18 protein-coding genes are annotated in these 21,041 nt (G+C 56.4%); 7 read left to right on the top strand and 11 right to left on the bottom strand.

The window, feature by feature from the left end:
* Positions 1-49: 49 nt before the first annotated feature.
* The 6 genes from ACTQ52_RS05210 to fumC form a co-directional block, all read right to left on the bottom strand.
* Positions 50-796, bottom strand: coding sequence for a YoaP domain-containing protein (locus ACTQ52_RS05210; protein WP_441981979.1), 747 nt, complete (start codon positions 794-796; stop codon positions 50-52).
* A 233-nt stretch (positions 797-1,029) separates the two neighbouring features.
* Positions 1,030-1,794 (bottom strand): amino acid ABC transporter ATP-binding protein, encoded by a 765-nt coding sequence (locus ACTQ52_RS05205; RefSeq protein WP_441227365.1) that lies wholly within the window; start codon positions 1,792-1,794, stop codon positions 1,030-1,032.
* Between the two features lie 11 nt (positions 1,795-1,805).
* The gene (locus tag ACTQ52_RS05200; protein WP_441227364.1) at positions 1,806-2,456 is read right to left on the bottom strand and encodes an amino acid ABC transporter permease; all 651 of its coding nucleotides are present in this window, start codon (positions 2,454-2,456) and stop codon (positions 1,806-1,808) included.
* A 223-nt stretch (positions 2,457-2,679) separates the two neighbouring features.
* On the bottom strand, positions 2,680-3,573 hold the full coding sequence (locus ACTQ52_RS05195) for an amino acid ABC transporter substrate-binding protein (protein WP_441981978.1): 894 nt from the start codon (positions 3,571-3,573) through the stop codon (positions 2,680-2,682).
* Between the two features lie 354 nt (positions 3,574-3,927).
* Positions 3,928-5,103, bottom strand: coding sequence for an NAD(P)-dependent malic enzyme (locus ACTQ52_RS05190; RefSeq protein WP_410042275.1), 1,176 nt, complete (start codon positions 5,101-5,103; stop codon positions 3,928-3,930).
* Between the two features lie 178 nt (positions 5,104-5,281).
* The gene (gene fumC, locus ACTQ52_RS05185) at positions 5,282-6,646 is read right to left on the bottom strand and encodes a class II fumarate hydratase (protein WP_441981977.1); all 1,365 of its coding nucleotides are present in this window, start codon (positions 6,644-6,646) and stop codon (positions 5,282-5,284) included.
* Between the two features lie 227 nt (positions 6,647-6,873).
* Between fumC and ACTQ52_RS05180 the strand changes: the two genes are divergently transcribed.
* The 5 genes from ACTQ52_RS05180 to ACTQ52_RS05160 all read left to right on the top strand — a co-directional run bounded on the left by ACTQ52_RS05180 (position 6,874) and on the right by ACTQ52_RS05160 (position 12,169).
* Positions 6,874-8,214, top strand: coding sequence for a TrkH family potassium uptake protein (locus ACTQ52_RS05180; protein ID WP_410042267.1), 1,341 nt, complete (start codon positions 6,874-6,876; stop codon positions 8,212-8,214).
* A 122-nt stretch (positions 8,215-8,336) separates the two neighbouring features.
* Positions 8,337-8,984: a potassium channel family protein gene (locus ACTQ52_RS05175; RefSeq protein ID WP_441981976.1), complete on the top strand. Its 648-nt coding sequence runs from the start codon at positions 8,337-8,339 to the stop codon at positions 8,982-8,984.
* Between the two features lie 10 nt (positions 8,985-8,994).
* On the top strand, positions 8,995-9,117 hold the full coding sequence (locus ACTQ52_RS05170) for a hypothetical protein (RefSeq protein ID WP_410042265.1): 123 nt from the start codon (positions 8,995-8,997) through the stop codon (positions 9,115-9,117).
* A gap of 113 nt (positions 9,118-9,230) precedes the next feature.
* On the top strand, positions 9,231-11,354 hold the full coding sequence (locus ACTQ52_RS05165; RefSeq protein ID WP_441227359.1) for a DUF4118 domain-containing protein: 2,124 nt from the start codon (positions 9,231-9,233) through the stop codon (positions 11,352-11,354).
* A 113-nt stretch (positions 11,355-11,467) separates the two neighbouring features.
* Positions 11,468-12,169, top strand: a complete 702-nt coding sequence (locus ACTQ52_RS05160; RefSeq protein ID WP_410042263.1) for a response regulator — start codon at positions 11,468-11,470, stop codon at positions 12,167-12,169.
* 127 nt (positions 12,170-12,296) lie between these two features.
* On the opposite strand, the gene ACTQ52_RS05155 is transcribed toward ACTQ52_RS05160, so the two are convergent.
* Positions 12,297-13,337 (bottom strand): hypothetical protein, encoded by a 1,041-nt coding sequence (locus tag ACTQ52_RS05155; RefSeq protein ID WP_441981975.1) that lies wholly within the window; start codon positions 13,335-13,337, stop codon positions 12,297-12,299.
* Positions 13,338-13,578: 241 nt separating this feature from the next.
* Here ACTQ52_RS05155 and ACTQ52_RS05150 point away from each other — a divergent pair, with 241 nt between their 5' ends.
* Positions 13,579-14,340, top strand: a complete 762-nt coding sequence (locus tag ACTQ52_RS05150; protein WP_441981974.1) for a sialate O-acetylesterase — start codon at positions 13,579-13,581, stop codon at positions 14,338-14,340.
* A 35-nt stretch (positions 14,341-14,375) separates the two neighbouring features.
* On the opposite strand, the gene ACTQ52_RS05145 is transcribed toward ACTQ52_RS05150, so the two are convergent.
* The 4 genes from ACTQ52_RS05145 to ACTQ52_RS05130 form a co-directional block, all read right to left on the bottom strand.
* Complete coding sequence (locus tag ACTQ52_RS05145; RefSeq protein WP_441981973.1) at positions 14,376-16,772, bottom strand: ATP-binding protein; 2,397 nt, start codon at positions 16,770-16,772, stop codon at positions 14,376-14,378.
* 105 nt (positions 16,773-16,877) lie between these two features.
* Positions 16,878-17,567, bottom strand: a complete 690-nt coding sequence (locus ACTQ52_RS05140) for a response regulator transcription factor (protein ID WP_410042259.1) — start codon at positions 17,565-17,567, stop codon at positions 16,878-16,880.
* A 359-nt stretch (positions 17,568-17,926) separates the two neighbouring features.
* Positions 17,927-18,481, bottom strand: a complete 555-nt coding sequence (locus ACTQ52_RS05135; RefSeq protein ID WP_441981972.1) for a cupin domain-containing protein — start codon at positions 18,479-18,481, stop codon at positions 17,927-17,929.
* Positions 18,482-18,610: 129 nt separating this feature from the next.
* Positions 18,611-19,201 (bottom strand): hypothetical protein, encoded by a 591-nt coding sequence (locus tag ACTQ52_RS05130; RefSeq protein WP_441981971.1) that lies wholly within the window; start codon positions 19,199-19,201, stop codon positions 18,611-18,613.
* 396 nt (positions 19,202-19,597) lie between these two features.
* Between ACTQ52_RS05130 and ACTQ52_RS05125 the strand changes: the two genes are divergently transcribed.
* Positions 19,598-20,962, top strand: coding sequence for an MATE family efflux transporter (locus ACTQ52_RS05125; protein WP_441981970.1), 1,365 nt, complete (start codon positions 19,598-19,600; stop codon positions 20,960-20,962).
* Positions 20,963-21,041 lie beyond the last annotated feature (79 nt).

Below are 21,041 nucleotides of genomic sequence, written 5' to 3'. Positions count from 1 at the left end.
GGTACAGCATCACTCGCTTGGACAGCACTGGCGATGCCTGGTCTGCTGCTCACTCCGAAATCCCTGCCAGTTTCCTGAATTTTTTATCAGACAGTATGCCCTGTGTCAGGAACTGTCCGTCCCGGAACAGGGCGTAGGTGGTGACCGGCGCGGGCACGTTCTGCGCGGCTTCTCTGTCAGTGATGTGGATGGCCTTAAACGGAACGCTGTGTTCCTCCGCGATCTCCAGAATCTTCGGTACCCAGTAGTATGTGAACGGGCACTGGTCGGTGTAGTAGAGGACGAATCCACTCTTCTCTACCTTCGGGTGTCGCGCACAGTCCTTGAATCTCGGTGGCGCTGCATTATCTGCAAGGGGAAGGTACATGAGATTGATTCCGCAGTCGGAGATGTCTGCCACACGAAACCCCTTATAGGTCAGGAATTTCGGGTCAGCGAGAAATTCCCGCTTCCGGCCCTCCGCGCACAGAATACAAATGCCGTTCTTCTCCTGCGCCCTGGCATCGCGGATGCACGCCTCCAGCAGATCATTTGAGTATCCATGTCCCTTCATGGAGCCGGATACCCAGAGGCAGTTAATGTAGAGATATTCGTCTGCCTCAATCGGCACCCATGCATTTTCGACCGGTATATATTCGATAAAGCACTTCCCGCGCTCCTCGCTCCGATAAAAAACCAGACCCTCGTCGAAGCGCTGTCTCATCCACTCTTTTTTAGCAGCGCTCTGCTTGCCAGACATGGCGCAGCAGATATGCTCCTTATCAATATTTTCTTTTGTGATTCGAATATAGTTCATCCGTCATCCAACTCCTCATAAAAAAGTAACCGCTCGGTAACTCTAAGTATAGTTACCGAGCGGTTACCTGCCAATAGATTTCAGGGATGCCCATTCATAAAATGTCACCTATTCGTAACTGTTCGGGCAGGGGATCCGGAGGGGCGTCAACGAAGGCACAGTACTCCGAGTCCACTGCCCGAACGGTTGCACCTATTAAAAAACAGCACCCGTTTTCCGAGTGCTGCGTCTTCTTACAGTATATTCTTGTATCGTCCGAGGAAGCTCTGCATACGTTCGTTCTCGGAGTTAAATACGTGCTCCGGAGTGCCTTCTTCGACGATGACACCGTCGGCCATGAAGATGACCTTATCGGAGATGTCGCGGGCGAAGGCCATCTCGTGGGTGACGATCACCATCGCGATGTGCAGGTCCTTCAGGGACTTGATAACCTTCAGGACTTCCCCGGTGAGCTCCGGGTCGAGGGCGCTGGTCGGCTCATCGAAGAAAAGAACCTTCGGATTCAGCGCCAGGGCGCGGGCGATGGCGACACGCTGCTGCTGTCCGCCGGAGAGCTGGTACGGATAGTACTTCTCCTTATCCGCGAGGCCCATCTTTTCGAGGAGCTCGCGGCCGATCTTCTCTGCCTCCTCCCGGGACTTCTTCTGCACATGGATGACCGCGTCGGTCACGTTCTGAAGCACATTCCAGTGTGGGAAGAGGTTGAACTGCTGGAAGACGAGGCCGTAGACCTGCTTGATCTTCCGGAGTGTTTCCTTATCGGCGTATGCTGCACGCCCGTCGGAAGCATTGTCCGCAACCACCGTATCCTCATACTTCAGTGTACCGGCGTCCATCGTTTCGAGCAGCGTGGCGCAGCGAAGCAGGGTGGACTTGCCGGAACCGGACGGGCCGATGATCGACACGATCTCGCCATCCGCGACGGTCAGGCTGATGTCCTTCAGGACCTGGAGGTCGCCGAAGCTTTTCTTCACGTTTTTCATTTCGAGCAGATTCATCGCTTACCTCCTTACTTATAGTAGTTCATCTTCTTCTCGATGCGCTCCATGAGGAAGGCGACGATGAAGTTAAAGACATAGTAGAACACGCCGGCGACGATGAGCGGGGTCATCGATGTCTGGCTGGACGACAGGGCTTTCGCCTTCGTAAACATCTCCATGACCGAGATGGAGAACGCGAGCGAGGTGTCCTTGACGAGGGTGATGACCTCGTTCGTGATGGACGGAAGGATGCGCTTCATCACCTGCGGCAGGATGATACGGAAGAAGCTCTGCACGCGGCTATAGCCGAGGATGTCGGCGGCCTCGTACTGTCCGACCGGCATGGACTGGATGCCCGAGCGGTAGATCTCCGCGAAGTAGGCAGCGTAGTTGATGATGAAGCCGATGTAGACGGCGGAATTACGGTAGGTCGGGCTCAGCTTGATGTGGCAGAGGTAGTACGGACCGTAATACACGACGAAGAGCTGCAGCATCAGCGGAGTTCCACGCATGATAGAGATGTAGGCCTTCGTGAGTCCGCTCACGACGCCGTTTTTCGACATACGCCCGAAGGCCACCAGCAGGCCCAGCGGCAGGCTGAACAGCAGGGTGATGGCGAAGATCTCGACCGAAACGCCAAGACCCTTCAGTAATTCCAGGATGATCTGTGACAGTGCCAAGGTAATTCCTCCAAAAGCAAAATTTGATGGTTTTAACAACCAGTCTTCATCATATCATATTCTCGCGAAAACCAAAGCCGAGGACACAGCTTCCTGCATAAAAGTGGCACATCCGAAGCAACGCTCTGGAAAGCCCTTAAACGCAAAGATGAACCTGACAGGAGTCTGGCCGGTATCCGCCGGAGCCTTCTTCTGTCAGGTCCCATGTCTACACTCGCATGTATCACTTCAGGGTGAATACGTCGGAGCCGAACCAGTCGTTCGAAATCTTCGCTACGGTTCCGTCGTCCTTCATCTCCATGAGGGTGTCATAAACCGCCTTCGCAAGCTCGTCCTCACCCTTCTTGAAGCCGATACCGTACTCCTCTGCGGAGAGGGTATCATCGAGGATCTTCATATCCTTACCGGAAGACTTGATCTGGTAGCCGGCGACGATGCTGTCCATGCAGACCGCATCACAGGCACCGGACTCGAGATCCATGAGTGCCGTGTTATAGTCCGCAACCTCGGTCATCGATCCGAAGCTCGCACTGAGCTCTGCGTCACCCTGCAGTGCAGCGAGTCCCGAAGAATCCTTCTGAACCTCGACGGCCTTGCCTGCGAGATCCGCCTTCGACGCGATATCGCTGTCGGCAGTCACGACGAATACCTGATTGTTCGCCATATACGGGCCTACCCAGGTGTAGGCGTCCTCACGTCCCTGCATCGTGAAACCGTTCCAGATACAGTCAATGTTGCCGGAGTCGAGTTCCATGTCCTTCGCATCCCAGTTGATCGGCTGCGGTACGAACTCGAGGCCGAGACGGGAAGCCACTTCCTTCGCGAGATCGAGGTCGAAGCCGGTGAACTGTCCATCATCACCGACGAAGCCCATCGGCGGGAACTCCTGATCGAAGCCGACCGTGAACTTGCCGCTCGGCGTTTTCACCGTTCCCTCTGCAGCTGCTGCGGTATCACCCGCCTCGGTGGTGGCTACTTCTGTGGTGGCTGCCTCCGTCGCTGCTGCGGTTGACGCTTCCGCTGTGGTCGCCACCGGTGTCGAACTGGAAGAACCGCAACCCGCAAGCGCACCCGCTACCATCACCGCTGCTGTCATCATCGCTAAAGTCTTTTTCATAATTATCTCCTCCTGCACTTCCGTGCGACGAGCCGGCCTCCGGAGGCCCCTCGTGAATCCCTCTTATGATTCAACACTCTACCATGGTAAAGCAGCGATGTCAACCATGAGTTTTTCGAAAAGATGAATCGCAAATTACTACATCGTAAAAAACTTTGTTATAAAAGCGATGCCCGACTTTAGCCCTTCGGGCACAGAACAAGTTCTGTGGGAGGTCGTTCCGGAGTTTGCCTGATGCAAACCGCCCTAAAGTCAGGCCATGGAAGCCTGACTTTAGCCCTTCGGGCACAGAGCATAGCTCTGTGGGATATCGTTCCGGAGTTTGCTGATGCAAACTCCTACACTCCTACACTCTTATACTCTAGCGACGCCGCTTTTCCGCGCTGCTTCTGCAGTGGCACTGGCCACCGCGTCACGTACGCGTGGATCGAAGGCCTTCGGGATGATGTACTCTGGGGTGAGCTCGTCGTCGGATACGAGGCCGGCGATGGCATACGCGGCGGCTTCCTTCATCTCGTCGTTGATGTCGGTTGCACGTACATCGAGGGCGCCACGGAAGATGCCCGGGAAGACAAGGACATTATTGATCTGGTTCGGGTAGTCGGAACGACCGGAACCGATGACGGCTGCACCGGCTTCCTTACTATCCTCCGGCATGATCTCCGGGGTCGGGTTCGCCATCGCGAAGACGATACCGTCCTTCATGCTTCTGACCATCTCCTTCGACACGAGACCGCCGCGGGAAACGCCGATGAAGGCGTCCGCACCATTCAGTGCATCGGCGAGTGTGCCGTGGATGTGATCCTTATTTGTGATGTGGGACATCTCCTCCTGACCGAAGTTGAGGCCTTCATCACCCTCGCAGATGATGCCATGAATGTCGCACATGATGACATTGCCGAAGCCCATCTTCACGAGAAGCTTGCCGATCGCACAGCCGGCCGCGCCCGCACCGTTGATGACGATCTTCAGCTCGCCCATCTTCTTGCCGGTGACCTTTACGGCATTCAGAAGTGCCGCAGCTACCACGACCGCGGTACCGTGCTGGTCATCGTGGAATACGAGGATGTCGCACTTTTCCTTCAGCTTCTTCTCGATCTCGAAGCAGCGCGGAGCCGCGATGTCCTCGAGGTTGATGCCACCGAAGGAGCCAGCGAGCAGGGAGATCGTGTTCACGATGGTGTCCACATCCTTCGAGCGAATGCAGAGCGGAATCGCGTCCACGCCACCGAACTCCTTAAACAGTACGCACTTGCCTTCCATAACCGGCATGCCGGCCTCCGGACCGATATCACCGAGGCCGAGAATCGCGGTACCATCGGTCACGACCGCGACGGTGTTCCAACGGCGGGTCAGCTCCCACTGCTTCTCCGGATCCTTCTCGATCTCCTTGCAGACCGCAGCCACGCCCGGTGTATAGGCGAGGGACAGCGCCTCGGAACTGTCGACCTTTGCGCGTGACGCCACCTCGATCTTCCCCTTTAATTCATAGTGCAGCTTGATAGACTCTGCAGATACATCCTTTGCCATCGTTGTGTCCTCCTCGATGTTTATTTCTTTTTTATTTTATATTCGGCCAATGCTTCCGACGGAGCAGCTATCTCCAGCCGGTCAGCATTGGCACCGGATACTTCTGTGGTCAATGTCTTCGGCGGAGCGATGATTTTCAGCCTGACGGCATTGACACCGTACAGCATAGATGCTGATGTTAGACCATCTTCTCCGGCCGTACCGCCTCGTCATACTCGCTCTCCGACAGGAAGCCAAGGGCGAGCACCGCTTCCTTCAGGGTCGTGTTTTCCTCGAAAGCCTTGTGCGCGCAGGCAGCCGCGTTCTCGTAGCCGATGACCGGGCTCAGACAGGTCACGAGCATGAGGGAGTTGCGGAGATTTTCATTCATTTTTTCCTTCTTCGCCTTGATGCCGCGGACGCAGTGGAGCTCGAAGGAGACCATGCCGTCGCTTAGGAGGCGGATGGACTGCATCATATTGTAGGCGAGCACCGGCATGAAGACATTGAGCTCGAAGTTACCCTGGGATGCGCCGATACCGATCGTGCTGTCGTTGCCCATCACCTGGATCGCGATCATCGTGATCGCCTCGCACTGGGTCGGGTTGACCTTACCCGGCATGATGGAGCTGCCCGGCTCGTTTTCCGGGATGGAGATTTCGCCGAGACCGCAGCGCGGGCCGTTCGCGAGCCAGCGGATGTCGTTCGCGATCTTCATGAGGTTTGCAGCGAGGCCCTTCAGTGCGCCGCTCGTGAAGACGTAGCCGTCCTTCGAGGTGAGCGCGTGGTACTTGTTGCTGCTCGGCGTGAAGGTCTGTCCGCTGAGGCGCGAGATTTCTTCACAGCAGGCCGTGTCGAAGCCCGCCGGACAGTTGAGTCCGGTGCCGACCGCAGTACCACCGATGGCGAGCTTCCGAAGATGGTCGGAGGCCTCGAGGATCTGTGCTCTCGACTCCTCGAGCATGCCGCGCCAGCCGGAGATTTCCTGACTGAAACGGATTGGAACGGCATCCTGCAGATGCGTGCGGCCGATCTTCAGCACATCATGATTCTCCTCCTCGAGACGCTTCATCGTCGCGATCAGCGTGTCGATTGCCGGGATGAGCTGCGCGTGAATCGCGAGCACCGCGGCCATGTTCATCGCTGTCGGGAAGGTGTCGTTCGAGGACTGGGACATATTGACATGATCGTTCGGATGGATCTTCAGCTCCGGATGATCATGCATCGCGATATGTGCGATGACCTCGTTCATATTCATGTTCGACTGTGTGCCGGAACCGGTCTGCCATACCTTCAGCGGAAACTCCTCCGGGTACTTGCCGTCACAGATATCGCGGCAGGCATCCGTGATGGCCTGCGCCTCTGCCTCTGGAAGCTTGCCGAGGGCGTGGTTCGCGGTCGCCGCGGCGGACTTCAGCACCGCGAAGGCGTGAATCACCTCGCGTGGGATCGTCTCCGTGCCGATGCGGAAATTCTCCAGCGAACGCTCGGTCTGCGCACCCCAGAAATGCTCTGCCGACACACAGACCTCACCCATAGTGTCATGTTCGATACGATATTCCATGTATTTCCCTCACTTATATACTTAAATCTCTGTTCATTATAATCCCCGGAAGGCTGCGAGGCAACGGCGATTCCGGCGTCCGGGTGATTTCGAATCACCAGCGGGTAACCGTTCAGACCGGGGCCCTTTCATCTTTACACCATCTTAATACCATCCTTTATTCCCTTATCCCTCCTTTAACTCCTGCCTGTTATCATAGGTGCAATTCTGAGAAAGGGAGAATTTCTATGACTGAAGAACAGCTTCGGCGGATGCATCGTCTTTCGTCGTTTCAGATTATCACCGGGGGCTTCGCCTGCGTCATCCTCGTGGGTGCGCTGCTCCTGATGCTGCCGATTTCGTCGGCGGGCGGCCTCTGGACGCCGTTCCACGAGACGCTGTTCACGGCGACCTCGGCGGTGTGCGTAACCGGCCTCGTCGTGCAGGACACCGGCACCTACTGGTCGAGCTTCGGCCAGGCGATCATCCTCATGCTGATCCAGATCGGCGGACTCGGCATCATCACGGTCGCCGCCGCCTTCGCTCTTCTGTCCGGTCATAAAATCTCGCTCATGCAGCGCAGCACCATGCAGGACGCCATCTCGGCTCCGAAGGTCGGCGGCATCGTCCGGCTCACGCGCTTCATCCTGTGCGGCACCTTCCTCATCGAGCTCCTCGGCGCACTTGCCCTGCTCCCGGCCTTCTGCCGCGACTACGGACTCCTCGGTATCTGGTACGCCGTCTTCCACTCGATCTCGGCCTTCTGCAACGCCGGCTTCGACCTGCTCGGCCGTCCCGGAAATCTCTATCCGTCGCTGACCGCCTACACCGCGGATCCCGTCGTTAACATCACCATCATGCTCCTCATCGTGATCGGCGGCATCGGCTTCCTGACCTGGGAGGATATCTGCACGAACCGGCTCTGCTTCCGACGCTACCGTATGCAGAGTAAGGTGATCCTTGTGACCACCCTCGCGCTGATCGTGCTTCCGGCAGCGCTGTTTTTCGCCAATGACTACAGCGGTCTTCCGCTCGGTGAGCGTCTGCTCGCCGCCACGTTCCAGTCGGTGACGCCCCGTACCGCCGGCTTCAATACCACCGATCTCACGAAGCTCTCGGGCGCTTCCCGTGGTGTCATGATTCTTCTCATGCTGATCGGTGGTTCACCAGGATCCACGGCCGGTGGTATGAAGACCACCACCTTCACGGTGATGATGGCGAACGCCATCGCGACCTTCCGTCAACGTGAGAGCGTGCAGCTTTACGGACGACGCGTCGACTGCTGTACCGTGCGAACCGCCGCAACGATCATGATGATGTACCTCACGCTCTTCTTCGGAGGCGCCCTCGTCATCAGCATCTATGAGGGGCTGCCTTTTTCCAGCTGCCTCTTCGAGACCGCTTCCGCCGTCGCAACCGTCGGACTGACCCTCGGCCTCACACCACATTTACACATTCTGTCGCAGCTGATCCTCATCGTGCTCATGTACATGGGCCGTGTCGGAGGCCTCACCCTCATCTACGCGACCGTTTCGAGCCGAAAGACCATCGTCGCCAGACTGCCACAGGAGCAGATCACCGTCGGATAAAAAATCCAGGCGTTCAGCTAAGGGCACCCGGAGAGACGGCACCGGAGGCAACGTACTCCGAGACCTGTAAAACCTGAGCCGGGGACCCGGATATGAACTCAAAAATAAAGGAGTAAACTACTATGAAGAATATTTTATTAATTGGTGCAGGGCGTTTCGGTCGTCATCTCGCGATACAGATGATGCAGCTCGGTCATCAGATCATGGCCGTGGACATCTCAGAGGAGCGCATCAACTCAGTGCTTCCGTATGTCACCACTGCGCAGATCGGTGACAGCACGAACGCGGATTTCCTCCGCTCCCTCGGCATCGGTAACTACGATGTCTGCTTCGTCACCATCAGCGGCAGCTTCCAGAACTCGCTGGAAACCACCTCACTTCTGAAGGAGCTCGGCGCGAAGTGCGTGGTCTCCCGTGCAGAGCGTGACGTTCAGGCGAAGTTCCTGCTTCGTAACGGTGCTGATCAGGTCGTCTATCCGGAGAAGCAGCTCGCACAGTGGGCCGCCATCCGTTATACTGCTGACCACATCTTCGATTACATCGAAATCGATAAGCAGCATGCCATCTTCGAAGTCCCGATCCCGAAGAACTGGCTCGGAAAAAGTATCGGTGAGCTCAATATCCGAAAGCTCTACGGCATCAACATCCTCGGCGTGAAATCGCACGGTGAAACGAATGTCACGGTCACCCCGGATGTCGTCCTCACGGACGACGTTACGATTCTTGTCATCGGCGAGTACAAGGCACTGCAGAAGTGCTTCCAGATCTAGGAGGTGCGCCATGGATGTCGATGGGATCCTTCTGATCATCGCCCTGCTTCTCTTCTTCCGCTTCGGGATCTACCTCGTAGCCGAGGAGGACCGCGTGGTACGCTACCTCCGGAAGCATGGCCGTAAGCCATAATATCCCTGACTGAACTGTGATAAGCATCACAAGTCCGATCAGGGCAACATAGGAAGTCGAACCTCCGGTCCGGCTTCTTTATGTTATAATGGCTTTTGAAAGGGAACTATCGTATGACAAAAGCAGAAACAAAATCCAGTAACCCATCAAATGAACATATCCTCGTCTGCCTCTCCTCCTCGCCGTCGAACGAGCGCATCGTCCGCATGGCAGGACAGATGGCGCAGGCCTTCGGGGGCACACTGACCGCACTTTACGTACAAACGCCGGGGAACCAGGCGCTGAGCAGCGAGGACGAGGCGCGCCTCCAGACGCACGTCCGCCTCGCGACGGAGCTCGGCGCGGAAATCGTCACCACCCACGGCGACGACGTCCCGACACAGATCGCCGAGTACGCGCGCGTCTCCGGCATCACGAAGATCGTCCTCGGCCGCAGCGGCGCGGAACGCCGGCACTTCTGGAGCCAGCCGTCCCTGACCGAACGCCTCACCGAGCTCGCGCCCACCGTCGAGATCCACATCATCCCGGATGCAGAAGTCGTCCGCCATACACAGCGGCCAATGCTGGCGATCGCACCGTCGATACCCACCCTGCGGGATCTTGTTCTCACGCTCGTCATTCAGGCAGCGGCCACCATCATTGGCTTCCTCTTCTTCCGCCTGCACTACACAGACGCGAACATCATCACGATCTATCTCCTCGGCGTATTGCTGACCTCCGTCAGCACAAACGGCTACACCTGCGGACTGCTGGCGTCGGTCCTCAGTGTCTTTCTCTTCAACTATTTCCTGACCGAGCCGCGGCTCACGCTCGTCGCCTACGGGAAGGACTACCCGGTGACCTTCGCCGTCATGCTCGGCGCATCCATCCTCGCCGGCACCCTCGCCGCGAAGCTGAAGGCCCATGCCGAGCTGTCCGCGCGGGATGCCTATCGTACGAAAACCCTCTTCGACGCGAACCAGCAGCTGCAGAAGGCCGAAACGCCGACCGACATCTACCGCACGACCGCGACGCAGATTCAGCGTCTCGTGCAGCGCGATATCCTGGTCTATCCTGCGATGCAGCTGGATGTCCCATACGGACAGACCACCGGTACAGCGACTGCTATGCAAGCAGCGGATGCCGCCACGCCATCACCGTATGCTCCGGCATCTGCTGCTTCGATCACAGGCACCAGCCCATCTGGTGGTGTCGCCTCGTCCCGTTTCTGGGATGGCTACCTCTTCCCTGCGAATGGCGGTGCGCCACGCAGTATCCCGGAGAATGCCTGTGAGCCAGAGGTCGTCGACTGGGTCTTTCAGCATCGGAAGCGTGCGGGTGCGAGCACCGAGAAGTTTCAGAACGCACACTGCCTCTACCTTTCGATCCGCACCGGCCAGCAGGTCTACGGCGTGGTCGGCGTGCCCTGCTCAGCGAAGGCTCCTCTCGACGCCTTCACTTCCAGCATCCTCCTCTCCATCCTCGGTGAGTGTGCCCTCGCGCTTGAGAGCCTTCACAACGCTGAGGAGCGCGAGAAGGCCGCCGTACTCGCGAAGAACGAGCAGCTGCGGGCGAACCTGCTTCGCTCCATCTCGCACGATCTTCGAACGCCGCTCACTTCGATTTCGGGCAATGCAGACGCCCTGCTCCACAGCTACCAGGCGCTCGACGACGACAGCCGGACACAGATGATCACGGATATCTACGATGATGCGCAGTGGCTGACGGAGCTCGTGGAGAATCTCCTGGCGGTCACGAAGATCTCGGATGGCAGCGTGAAGCTGCAGCTCTCCGACCAGGTCGTGGATGACATCGTGGCGGAGGCACTCCGGCACATCGACCGCCACGCGACGGAACACCACATCACGAGCGACTGCGGTGAGCTGCCGCTCCTCGTACGGGCAGATGCGCGCCTCATCATGCAGCTTCTCATCAACCTCGTGAACAACGCGATCAAATACACCCCGGCAGGATCACATATCGAGATCCACGCCTTCCGTGAAGCGGAGCATGCGGTGATCGAGGTCTCCGACGACGGCCCGGGTATCCCGGATGCGCAGAAGGCGCAGGTCTTCGAGATGTTCTATACCGGGAGCAAGCGCGTGGCAGACAGCCGCCGAAGCCTCGGCCTCGGGCTCTCCCTCTGCCGCTCCATCGTGCATGCACACGACGGCGAGCTCTCGCTCCGCGATCATCAGCCACACGGCTGCGTCTTCTCCTTTACATTGCCGCTCAGTGAGATTAATCTCAATATGTAAACATGAACAAGCCAGTGAAGAGGCGACCACTCGCAGGCCTGACGATGATGTACATCCCTAGGCATTGGCCTCACTCGTGTATATAGAAACCCGAATGATATGAGGTGAATAGAATGAATAAAGCACTGATCCTCGTGGTGGAGGACGATACGCCGGTCCGGAATCTCATCACCACCACGCTGAAAACCCATGATTATAAATATCTTTCCGCACCGGATGGCACGAGCGCCATCCTCGAGGCGTCGTCTCATAATCCGGACATCGTGCTGCTCGATCTCGGGCTGCCGGACATCGACGGCGTAGAGGTCATCCGGAAGATCCGCACCTGGTCGAACATGCCGATCATCGTCATCAGCGCACGCACCGAGGACAGCGATAAGATCGAGGCTCTCGACGCCGGTGCCGACGACTACCTGACGAAGCCCTTCTCCGTCGAAGAGCTCCTGGCACGCCTCCGTGCGACGCAGCGCCGCCTCGGCTTGATGAAGTCCGAATCCGGACAGGAATCTCCGATCTTCACAAACGGCGAGCTGAAGATCGACTACGCCGCCGGCTGCGCCTATATGCAGGGCGAGGAGCTGCACCTCACCCCGATCGAGTTCAAGCTCCTCTGTCTCCTCTCCCGGAACGTCGGGAAGGTCCTCACCCACACCTACATCACCAAGCAGATCTGGGGAAGCAGCTGGGATAACGACGTCGCCTCCCTCCGCGTCTTCATGGCGACCCTTCGCAAGAAGCTCGAGCGCGGCGAAAACGCCCAGCCGTACATTCAGACGCACATCGGCATCGGCTACCGCATGCTGAAGGTCGAGTAAAAAAAGCTTTCCGGTTGCCCGGAAAGCTTTTTCTGTCTTCTGCGAAGCCATACGGGGTCAGACCCCCGCGTGGCGTCATCAATCTCCTTACGCTATTCATAAGGGAGTCTGACCCCCATCAGCAGATTTATCCATCCGCTTCCATCTTCAACGGTGCGCCGCAGTGCGGGCAGGTGCCGATCGTACCAGCATAGTAGGTGCAGCCACAGTAGTCACACTTCAGCATCTTCGGCTTACCATCGATCTTATAGGTCCGGATGCCCTTTTTCTGTCCATCCAGATAGTTCGCACGAACCGCGATGGCCGTACCGACGAAGGCACCCACGAGGATCAGACCGAAGAAGAACTCAGCGAAGCCGCCGCCCAGGTTCTCCATATCGACCGTGAAGCCCTTCGCCTCGTAATACGCGAGATAATCATCGAAGGTCGTCGCCATCGCGTCGCCGACATTATCCCCGTTCGCACGGGCGAGGTTCTTCTGAAGCAGATCGATGAGCTGATCCTCATCCTTCTTCTTCGCCGTCTTTCCGAGATCATCACCCCACATCGTATGGTAGTGGAACTCGTTGAAGCCGGTCTCCGGATTCTCCGCGCCGTAGCCGTAGGTGATCAGCACATGATACTCATCATCGAAGTTACAGATGTACTCGTTGTACGCGAAGCTCTCCATATCATCGTAGTCCAGCTCCCAGGCGGCATCGTTCGTAAACTCAACGGCCGGGATGATACCGGTGTGATCCCGGAACGCGCTGAGACTCTGATCGAGCCGGTCCAGCTCTGCATCCGTCAGATGCCCGTAGTCGTCCTGGATGAAGATCGACTGATCCACGTACTCCGGCACAACGGTCTTCTTATACCCGATGGAGAACGCGGAAAACATCGTGACGAGACCGAGCAGCATGATCACGATCCCCGGGATACCCGCGATGACCGCGAACACGACCGAACGGATATACTGCCCCTTCGTCGTCTCCTCGTGATAATTCGGCTCATCCGTATAAACGACCTTCGGCTCATTCATCCGATTATAGATGACGAACGCCCGACCGCCGGTGAACGGCGTACTGGAATGTCGGTAGCTCTTCGCACTGCCACCGGATCCGCCACTGGAGCCTCCTGAATAACTGCTTCCACCTGAATGACTGCCGCCCCCTCCTGAATGTGGCATGGTGCACCTCCTTCTCAAAACGCATCAAAGGATGCGAGTATTCCGAATCATCATAGATACTATTATTTTAACCTGTTCGACCCGTGTTTCGCAATACAAAAGGGGCTGCGGTCTGCATCAAGGGCCCAAAATCGACTTCATCGCGATTTTCCATTTTCCTGCATTGACATCGGATATGAAATGACGATAATTACGGATGTAAAACGTGAATGATTTATCAAAAATAAATGGGGGTGTTCTTATGTTACCATCCAGCGTGGATTTACTTGCATTTATGGGGCAGAGCAACATGGCAGGCCGTGGTGTCGCGGCACAGGCGCCGGCCGTCCCGGAGGGTCACGGTTATGAGTTCCGTGCCATCACGGCACCGGATCGTCTCTCACCGCTCGTGGAGCCGTTCGGCCAGTATGAGGATAAACCAGATGGCATCTACGAGCCGGGCATGAAGTCCGGCTCCATGGTGTCTTCGTTCGTCAATGCTTACTACGCGGAGACAAGTACCCCGGTCGTCGGTGTATCGGCAGCGAAGGGTGGCTCTGCCATCGCGGAGTGGCTGCCGGAGGGCGCGTACTACCGGGATGCGGTCGAGCGTGTACAGCGCTGTGAGCTCTGGCTTTCTGCACGCGGTGTAAACATAGCGCATCGGAATATGGTCTGGTGTCAGGGCTGCACGGATGGCGATCTGCATACCGACCCGCAGGTATACTATGAGCGCACGAAGCTGGTCCTTACCTCCTTCATGCGTGACTGTGACCTCGCGTACTGCTTCCTGATCCGCATCGGAAATCACCGGGACGATCCGGCGCTCTATGTACCGATTCAGAAGATGCAGGAGAAGCTCGCCGCGGATGTACCGAACATCGTCCTCGTGAGCCAGTGTCTCGCTTCCTTCGCCGCAAAGGGCCTCATGAAGGACGAATTCCACTACCTGCAGGAGGGCTACAACCTCGTCGGCGAGGAAGCCGGCAAGGCCAGCGGCGCATTCGTTCGCACAGAACACTGACGACAGGCGTAAGCCAGGGGCCCCTGGCTTAGCGCTTACAGTGTCGGAAATTCCTTTTCGAACTCTGAGCTCAGGATGAAGCGGTCGATCATGCCGTTGTTGAGATACCACTCGTAGTCTGCACCGCCCTGCTTCGCCATCAGAACGAGCCGGACGCCTGGGTTCAGTCGTCGGATGATTTCGCAGAGCTCGATGCCGTTCATGGTCGGAAGCCTGTACGCCGTGATGACCATATCGTAGGCGTCTGGCGCCTTCTGGATGCGATCGATCAGCGCCGCCGGATGGCTGTAAAAATCGATGGCCTTTTCGGATGCGCGGACGAGCGATTTCCACGTCTTCTGCCGCTCTTCGCGGACGACAAAAGCGATCTTCGCGATCGGTTTCGGATGTTTCTGGCTGTACATGCTCCCGGTGACAGACATTTTTCCGACCGTAACGCCCGTATTCCCGTCCGGGCCCCGGCGATCCGCGGCATCCGCTCTCTGCCCTTCGGCTGTACCACGGTCAGATGCAGCACGTGCATCCTCGTCATCCCCGACATCCTCACAGAGCGGTATCTCCATGGTGAAGCAGGTCCCTTCACCGAGCGTGCTCTCGACGTGGATCGTACCGCCGATCGAGCCGAGGATGTTCCGGACGACGGACAGCCCGAGGCCGGTACCATGACGGGAGCCCTTCGTCGTATAGAACGGCTCGAAGATCTTTTGCTGTACATCCTCACTGATGCCACAGCCGGTGTCACGGACGCGGAGAATCAGATGTCCATGCCCGCCCATCAGCTCGATCCCGAGCTCCTTCCGCTCCGTCTTTTCCATCGCCTGAAAGGCATTCTTGCAGAGGTTCATGAGGATATGCTCCGCCATGCCCTTTCGTCCGAGGATATAGAGCGGCTCCTCTGTGATGTCTGTATGCACGGTGATCACCGCCGGTGCCAGCTGCTCGACGATACCGACTGCATGCCGGACCTCCTCCGTAAAGTTCAGCTGCTCCAGACGTACGCCGGTATCCTGCCGTGCGAAGGCCAGCAGCTGCTTCGAGAGGTCCGAGGCCCGATCGACCGATACCAGCATCTCATGGATCATCTCTTTATTCTCCGTCGAGATATTCGCATCGTTCTCGAGCAGCTCCGCGTAGATCATGACGGGCGTCAGATAGTTATTGAACTCATGCGCGATGTGGCTCGACATCATGCCGAGCGACTGGATACGCTGATAGTACCGGATCTCCTCGTTCTTTCGGGCCACCGTCTCCATGCCCCGGTTGATTTCCTTCAGGTACGTGATCTCCTTTTCCTGGGCTACTGCCTGAAAATGGCTCTGCAGCACGAACACCACGATGATCCCGAGCAGCATGATATAGACGAACACGATGCCGATCATCGTCATCATCATATCGTCGAGCGGCGCCGAAAGCTCCGTCACCGGCAGCGTCGAGTTCACGATCCAGCGCTCTCCCTGGATATAGATCGCCTGAAAGGCCACCACACGCTGTATCCTCGGATGCGTCTCATCCGACCAGTCATAGGTATCGATCACACCGGTTCCGGAATCCTCGGTCTCCTGCTTCTCCAGCCACGCATGCATGCTGCTGTAATTGAGCTCCGGATACAGACGCTCACGTCCATAGAGCGCATCGAGGCCGATCTGCGATTTCGCATGATGCATGATGATGTACAGGTCCTGATCCTTCACCACCGAATAACCGTTTTTTCCGATTTTGACCTTTGCCACGCTGTTCTCGTACAGTGCCTCCATATTCATCGCGAAGCACAGCTGATAGGTGCCCTCCTTCGTATCGATTTCCTTCTGGATATACAGCTCATACCAGCCTGTAACCGATGAGATTTTTTTCCCCGTGATCCGCGCCGCATGCTCGGTGCCGGCATTGGCCTCCGAAATCGCCCCGCGATCCGTAGCCCCGCTTCCTGTGCGCATGCTTCCGCCGCTCATCCGATGGCCGCCCGCGGTCGCTGTCGCTGCATCCGAGGAGCTCGCCTCCGCGTCGTCCAGAGAACGTTCCGTCTTCCCGCTTCCGATCTTCGTCACCATGGTCGACTGCCCCGGCGCATAGCGCGTCACCGTCCCGTCGGGTGCCGTCACCGTCACCCAGTTATACAGCGCGCCGTTTTCCTGCAGAAAGAAGTCCGTTCGTTCACGCATTCCATTATTTCGGATCCAGTCCTCTGGCATGCCCGCATTCCGATAGATGAGGTCGATCTGATGGATCTTCTGCTCGAGATAGGAATCGAGGTTATCACCCACGATACCGGCGATCGTCAGCAGCTGACTCCCCTCCATGGAGATTGCCTGCCGCCGATAGTTCTGGTAGTAGCGAAAGCCGGACAGCGCCGCGATCATCGAGAGCAGCAGAAAGACGACCACCGCTCTCAGCTCTGTCTGTTTATTCGTAAGCCCGTTCCGGATACGTTTCATCTCACTCTGCCCTTTCTTCCTTCTGCTTTCATCCTGCACCCGCCGTGCGTTCGTCCTCCTCTCAGTACGATGAACTCACTCGCCACCGGGCCGGGCGATATCGGGTCACTCCTCCACGGTCAGCATGTAGCCGATGCCGCGCACGGTCTTCAGGTACTTCGGCGACTTCGGGTCCTCCTCGATCTTGCTGCGGATACGCTTCACATAGACCGTGATCGTGTTGTCGTCGACGACCGATTCGTTCCACACCTGCGCATACAGCTGCTCCTTCGTGAACACCTGTCCCGGATGCTCCAGCAGGAAGCGGAACAGCGCCTGCTCACGCGCCGTGAAGTTCAGCGGCTTCTCATCCTTCAGGCACTCCATCTTCAGCATATCGACCGCAAACGGACCGCGGCGAATGCCGACATCGGACACCTCCTGGCTGTAGACCTGACTCCGCCGTATCAGCGCCTTCGCGGTCTGAATCAGCACCGCCGTATGAAACGGTTTCGTAAGGTAGCTGTCGGCGCCGAAGCCTAGGCCGAGCACCTGATCCATCTCATCCGACTTTCCGGACAGCATCATGACCGGCGTGTGGTCTCCGGCTGCACGCATCTTCTGCAGCACCTCGTAGCCACCGACCCGCTCCATCATCACATCGAGGATCACCAGCTGATATTTCTCTTTTTTCAGAAGTGCGAGGGCCTCGAGTCCATCCGACGCCTCCGTCACATCCATGCCCTCGCGCCGAAGCGCCATGCGGACCGCAAGCCGGATCGCCTGCTCATCGTCCACCAGTAACACTCTGTTCATATATTCATCTCCTGTCATCACGGACTGACCTGCCTTTCTTCATTTTAGCACAAAAGAGCGAAATCAACACTGTCGCGCTGATTTCGCCCTTTCGCGTTTGTTATTTTATAGGAGTTTATCTAAAAAAATATTAGATAACATAGATGAATATACGGTGACTGTGTGATGACAAATCTGTCATTTCATCATTTCCCCGTCATTATTTGCCGAAGGTCAGTACGCCCTTGCGGTAGGATGGATCGTGTATACAAAAAGAGCCATGCGCGGGCATGACTCTGTACGTATAATTTTATATGTTGTTTCCGCTGGCTCCGTTCAGCTGAGGGCCTACGTGCCCTGGACGACACCTCGTGTTTCGCTCAGAAGGATGGCGGGGTGATGGCAAAGATGACGCGGGCTTCGGTGGTGCCGCGGTTATGCCATACGTGGGCGACATACGGCGGGATGCGCACGCTGTCTTCTGCGGTGAGCGAAAACTCGGCACTGTTCATCTCCAGGACGACGCTGTCGCCGGAAATCAGATAAGCGACTTCCTCACCTTCATGGCTGCGAGCGTCGCGGTAGGAGCTCATGCCGGCCGGGATGATCATCATGCAGAACTCGATGCTGCCCTTCGTGTCCGGTGTCAGCAGTTCATAGCGCACATCCAGAGCGCTTTTAAAGCCGAGGGAAAGGCGATCCTCCGGGTGAACGACCGGAGATTCATGGTCTTCTTCGCGGAAAAACATGTAGATCGGTGTGTCCAGCGCAGTGGCGATGCAGCGAAGTGTATTGATCGATGGATTGACCAGGTCGTTCTCGATCTGGCTCAGCATCGACGGTGTAATCTCTGCAAGATTCGCCGTTTTCCGCACGGAAAAGCCCTTCGCCGAGCGGATTTCCTGTATCTTTTTTCCGAGACTAAGTCCATTCATATAGTCGATCCCACTATGTGCCGTATAAAAATAAGCCGTTTAAATTATCCCACACTAACTTGATGAAGTCAAACAATAGTGAAGTGCGTTTCTCATTCCCAATGGTTATATACGCCATCTGCAAAACACTCAGCAGCATATGGGATCGTTATCGCCGGATGCGCTCTGCAGTCCGATGAAGCCGAAGCTTTCATCGAAGAATTCGATGCCCTCCGCGACGCCGGCACTGCCGTCAAATGGATCTTCATTGATACTGGTCCACTGCTTTCCGGCATCGGTCGACTTTTCGAGACCGTAAAAGCGAGACCCCAGTGCGGCATCCATCACCACCAGCCGATAGCCTGCATTGGCGTCGGACTGTGCGAAGGTATAGACGGAACCGTCGGCCTGATCCACAGTCCAGCCGGTCGCACTTTGCGCTGTCTCGACGATCTGATCCTCGTGCTGCGCGTTCAGCGCGCTCTGCGGGATGTATTTCGGCTCCATGATATAACGCTCCGGTGTGATTTCCGGATGATCCGGCATGTAGAGCGACATCTCGTAGCCGCTCACCTCACCGCCGGCATTTACCATGTAGATGGCATCGGCGGTACCCGAAACACCGTCCCCGTCGGCATCGCCCTCGATGAAACGAAGGCCTTCGTCCGTCCGGAAGCTGCGCTTTCCATAATAAAGGATTTCGAACGTAGCATCCGCGTCCGCCACCGCCCAGCTGCGCACCGTCGCTTCGGTATCCGCTTTTGAGAGAATATCCGGAAGCGGCGACCACAACAGCGCAGGGTCGAACGAGGTATGCGCCGCACCGTCCGTCCATAATCGATCATTTTCTTCATAAGAGTCCTCTGTTTCTTCATTGTTATTTCTCTGATTCTATAGTGTAACGCAAAAGATAGACGGATAAACAGAAGAATTCTTTTCGATTTTAGAAGTTCTTTTGCATGGATTTCTGATCCTACATATCTCTACTCAGACGTGGCTGCCCACCGGGCCACGTCTGAATGGACTTGTGTATGACCATGCACAGCGTATAGAACATACTGGGAATTGTGCTATATATAGCATCATGTTATAGTAATAAAGTTAAACCAGCATATATAAGGAATAAAGGATGTAGAAATGACGACTACCGAAACCATGAAGGAAAATAAAATGGGCGTGATGCCTGTAAAGAAGCTGATCATAAATATGTCTGTACCGATGATGATTTCCATGCTGGTACAGGCGCTCTATAACATCGTTGATTCGATTTTCGTCGCACAAATCAGCGAGAATGCACTCGCGGCTGTTACCTTTGCCTTCCCGCTGCAGAATCTGATGATCGCGGCAGGATGTGGCACCGGCGTCGGCATGAACGCGCTACTGTCACGTTCGCTCGGCGAGAAAAATTTTGAGTGTGCAGATGATGCCGCAAATAACGGACTCTTTCTGAGCATCGTAAACTTTATCATCTTCCTGCTCGTCGGCATCTTTGTGACGAAACCGTTTATCCAGAGTCAGACGAGCGTTCCGGAAATCATCCAGGCGGGTGACACCTACCTCAGCATCGTCTGCATGTTCTCGGTCGGACTTTTCTTCCAGCTGACCTTCGAGCGCCAGCTGCAGTCGACTGGTCAGTCCGTGCTTTCCATGTGCTCTCAGCTCACCGGTGCTATCCTGAATATCATCTTCGACCCGATTATGATTTTCGGTCTCTTCGGCTTTCCATGCCTCGGCGTAGCCGGTGCCGCCTATGCGACTGTATTCGGTCAGTGCATCGCCGCAGTCCTCGGACTTTTCCTGAACCTGCATATGAACAAGGAGCTGCACATTTCGCTGTCCCGGATTCTTCACCCGAAGAAGGAAATCATCGGTCAGATCTACTATGTCGGTGTTCCATCGATTCTGATGATGGCGATCGGTTCCATCATGACCTACTGCATGAACCTGATCCTCGCCGCTTTCTCCACGACGGCAGCCGCTGTATTCGGTGTGTACTTCAAGCTTCAGAGCTTTTTCTTCATGCCGGTCTTCGGCCTCAACAACGGCCTCATCCCGATTCTCGCCTACAACCTCGGTGCTCGGAAGAAGCAGCGCATCAACGAAGCACTGAAGTTTGCCATCACACTCGCGATCTGCATCATGCTCTGCGGCACACTCGCCTTCGAGCTGGTGCCGGAAGTACTTCTTCGTTTGTTCAATGCTTCCGACGATATGCTTGCGATCGGAACCCCGGCACTTCGCATCATCGCGTTTCATTTTCCGCTGGCCGCCTGTGGCATCGTCATGGGCTCGATCTTCCAGGCCTTCAGTCAGAGCTTCTACTCCCTGATCGTTTCCCTCGGACGCCAGCTCGTCGTACTCATCCCGGTTGCCTGGCTTCTCTCCCTCAGCGGCAACGTCAACAACGTCTGGTGGTGCTTCCTCATCGCTGAAGGCGTAGCTATGGTCCTGTCCACCTTCTTCTTCCGAAAAGTATATCGGAAGAAAGTTGCGCCACTGTAAGGTGAAGATCCAACTTCATTCTATTTTTATCATTCCTTTAAAACGCAAACTATTGTATTATAAAAGGATATAAACGCTG

Source organism: Oribacterium sp. Sow4_G1_1 (assembly GCF_052116105.1).
GTDB lineage: Bacteria > Bacillota > Clostridia > Lachnospirales > Lachnospiraceae > Oribacterium.
Note: the sequence above shows the minus strand (reverse complement) of the source record. Positions and strands in the feature narration are given on the sequence as shown.

What these genes read in the sequence shown, in the direction of transcription:
- ACTQ52_RS05210 (WP_441981979.1), bottom strand. Translation starts at nt 796, where the DNA reads ATGAACTATATTCGAATCACAAAAGAAAATATTGATAAGGAGCATATC.
- ACTQ52_RS05205 (WP_441227365.1), bottom strand. Translation starts at nt 1,794, where the DNA reads ATGAATCTGCTCGAAATGAAAAACGTGAAGAAAAGCTTCGGCGACCTC.
- ACTQ52_RS05195 (WP_441981978.1), bottom strand. Translation starts at nt 3,573, where the DNA reads ATGAAAAAGACTTTAGCGATGATGACAGCAGCGGTGATGGTAGCGGGT.
- ACTQ52_RS05190 (WP_410042275.1), bottom strand. Translation starts at nt 5,103, where the DNA reads ATGGCAAAGGATGTATCTGCAGAGTCTATCAAGCTGCACTATGAATTA.
- fumC (WP_441981977.1), bottom strand. Translation starts at nt 6,646, where the DNA reads ATGGAATATCGTATCGAACATGACACTATGGGTGAGGTCTGTGTGTCG.
- ACTQ52_RS05180 (WP_410042267.1), top strand. Translation starts at nt 6,874, where the DNA reads ATGACTGAAGAACAGCTTCGGCGGATGCATCGTCTTTCGTCGTTTCAG.
- ACTQ52_RS05175 (WP_441981976.1), top strand. Translation starts at nt 8,337, where the DNA reads ATGAAGAATATTTTATTAATTGGTGCAGGGCGTTTCGGTCGTCATCTC.
- ACTQ52_RS05170 (WP_410042265.1), top strand. Translation starts at nt 8,995, where the DNA reads ATGGATGTCGATGGGATCCTTCTGATCATCGCCCTGCTTCTCTTCTTC.
- ACTQ52_RS05165 (WP_441227359.1), top strand. Translation starts at nt 9,231, where the DNA reads ATGACAAAAGCAGAAACAAAATCCAGTAACCCATCAAATGAACATATC.
- ACTQ52_RS05160 (WP_410042263.1), top strand. Translation starts at nt 11,468, where the DNA reads ATGAATAAAGCACTGATCCTCGTGGTGGAGGACGATACGCCGGTCCGG.
- ACTQ52_RS05155 (WP_441981975.1), bottom strand. Translation starts at nt 13,337, where the DNA reads ATGCCACATTCAGGAGGGGGCGGCAGTCATTCAGGTGGAAGCAGTTAT.
- ACTQ52_RS05150 (WP_441981974.1), top strand. Translation starts at nt 13,579, where the DNA reads ATGTTACCATCCAGCGTGGATTTACTTGCATTTATGGGGCAGAGCAAC.
- ACTQ52_RS05145 (WP_441981973.1), bottom strand. Translation starts at nt 16,772, where the DNA reads ATGAAACGTATCCGGAACGGGCTTACGAATAAACAGACAGAGCTGAGA.
- ACTQ52_RS05140 (WP_410042259.1), bottom strand. Translation starts at nt 17,567, where the DNA reads ATGAACAGAGTGTTACTGGTGGACGATGAGCAGGCGATCCGGCTTGCG.
- ACTQ52_RS05135 (WP_441981972.1), bottom strand. Translation starts at nt 18,481, where the DNA reads ATGAATGGACTTAGTCTCGGAAAAAAGATACAGGAAATCCGCTCGGCG.
- ACTQ52_RS05125 (WP_441981970.1), top strand. Translation starts at nt 19,598, where the DNA reads ATGACGACTACCGAAACCATGAAGGAAAATAAAATGGGCGTGATGCCT.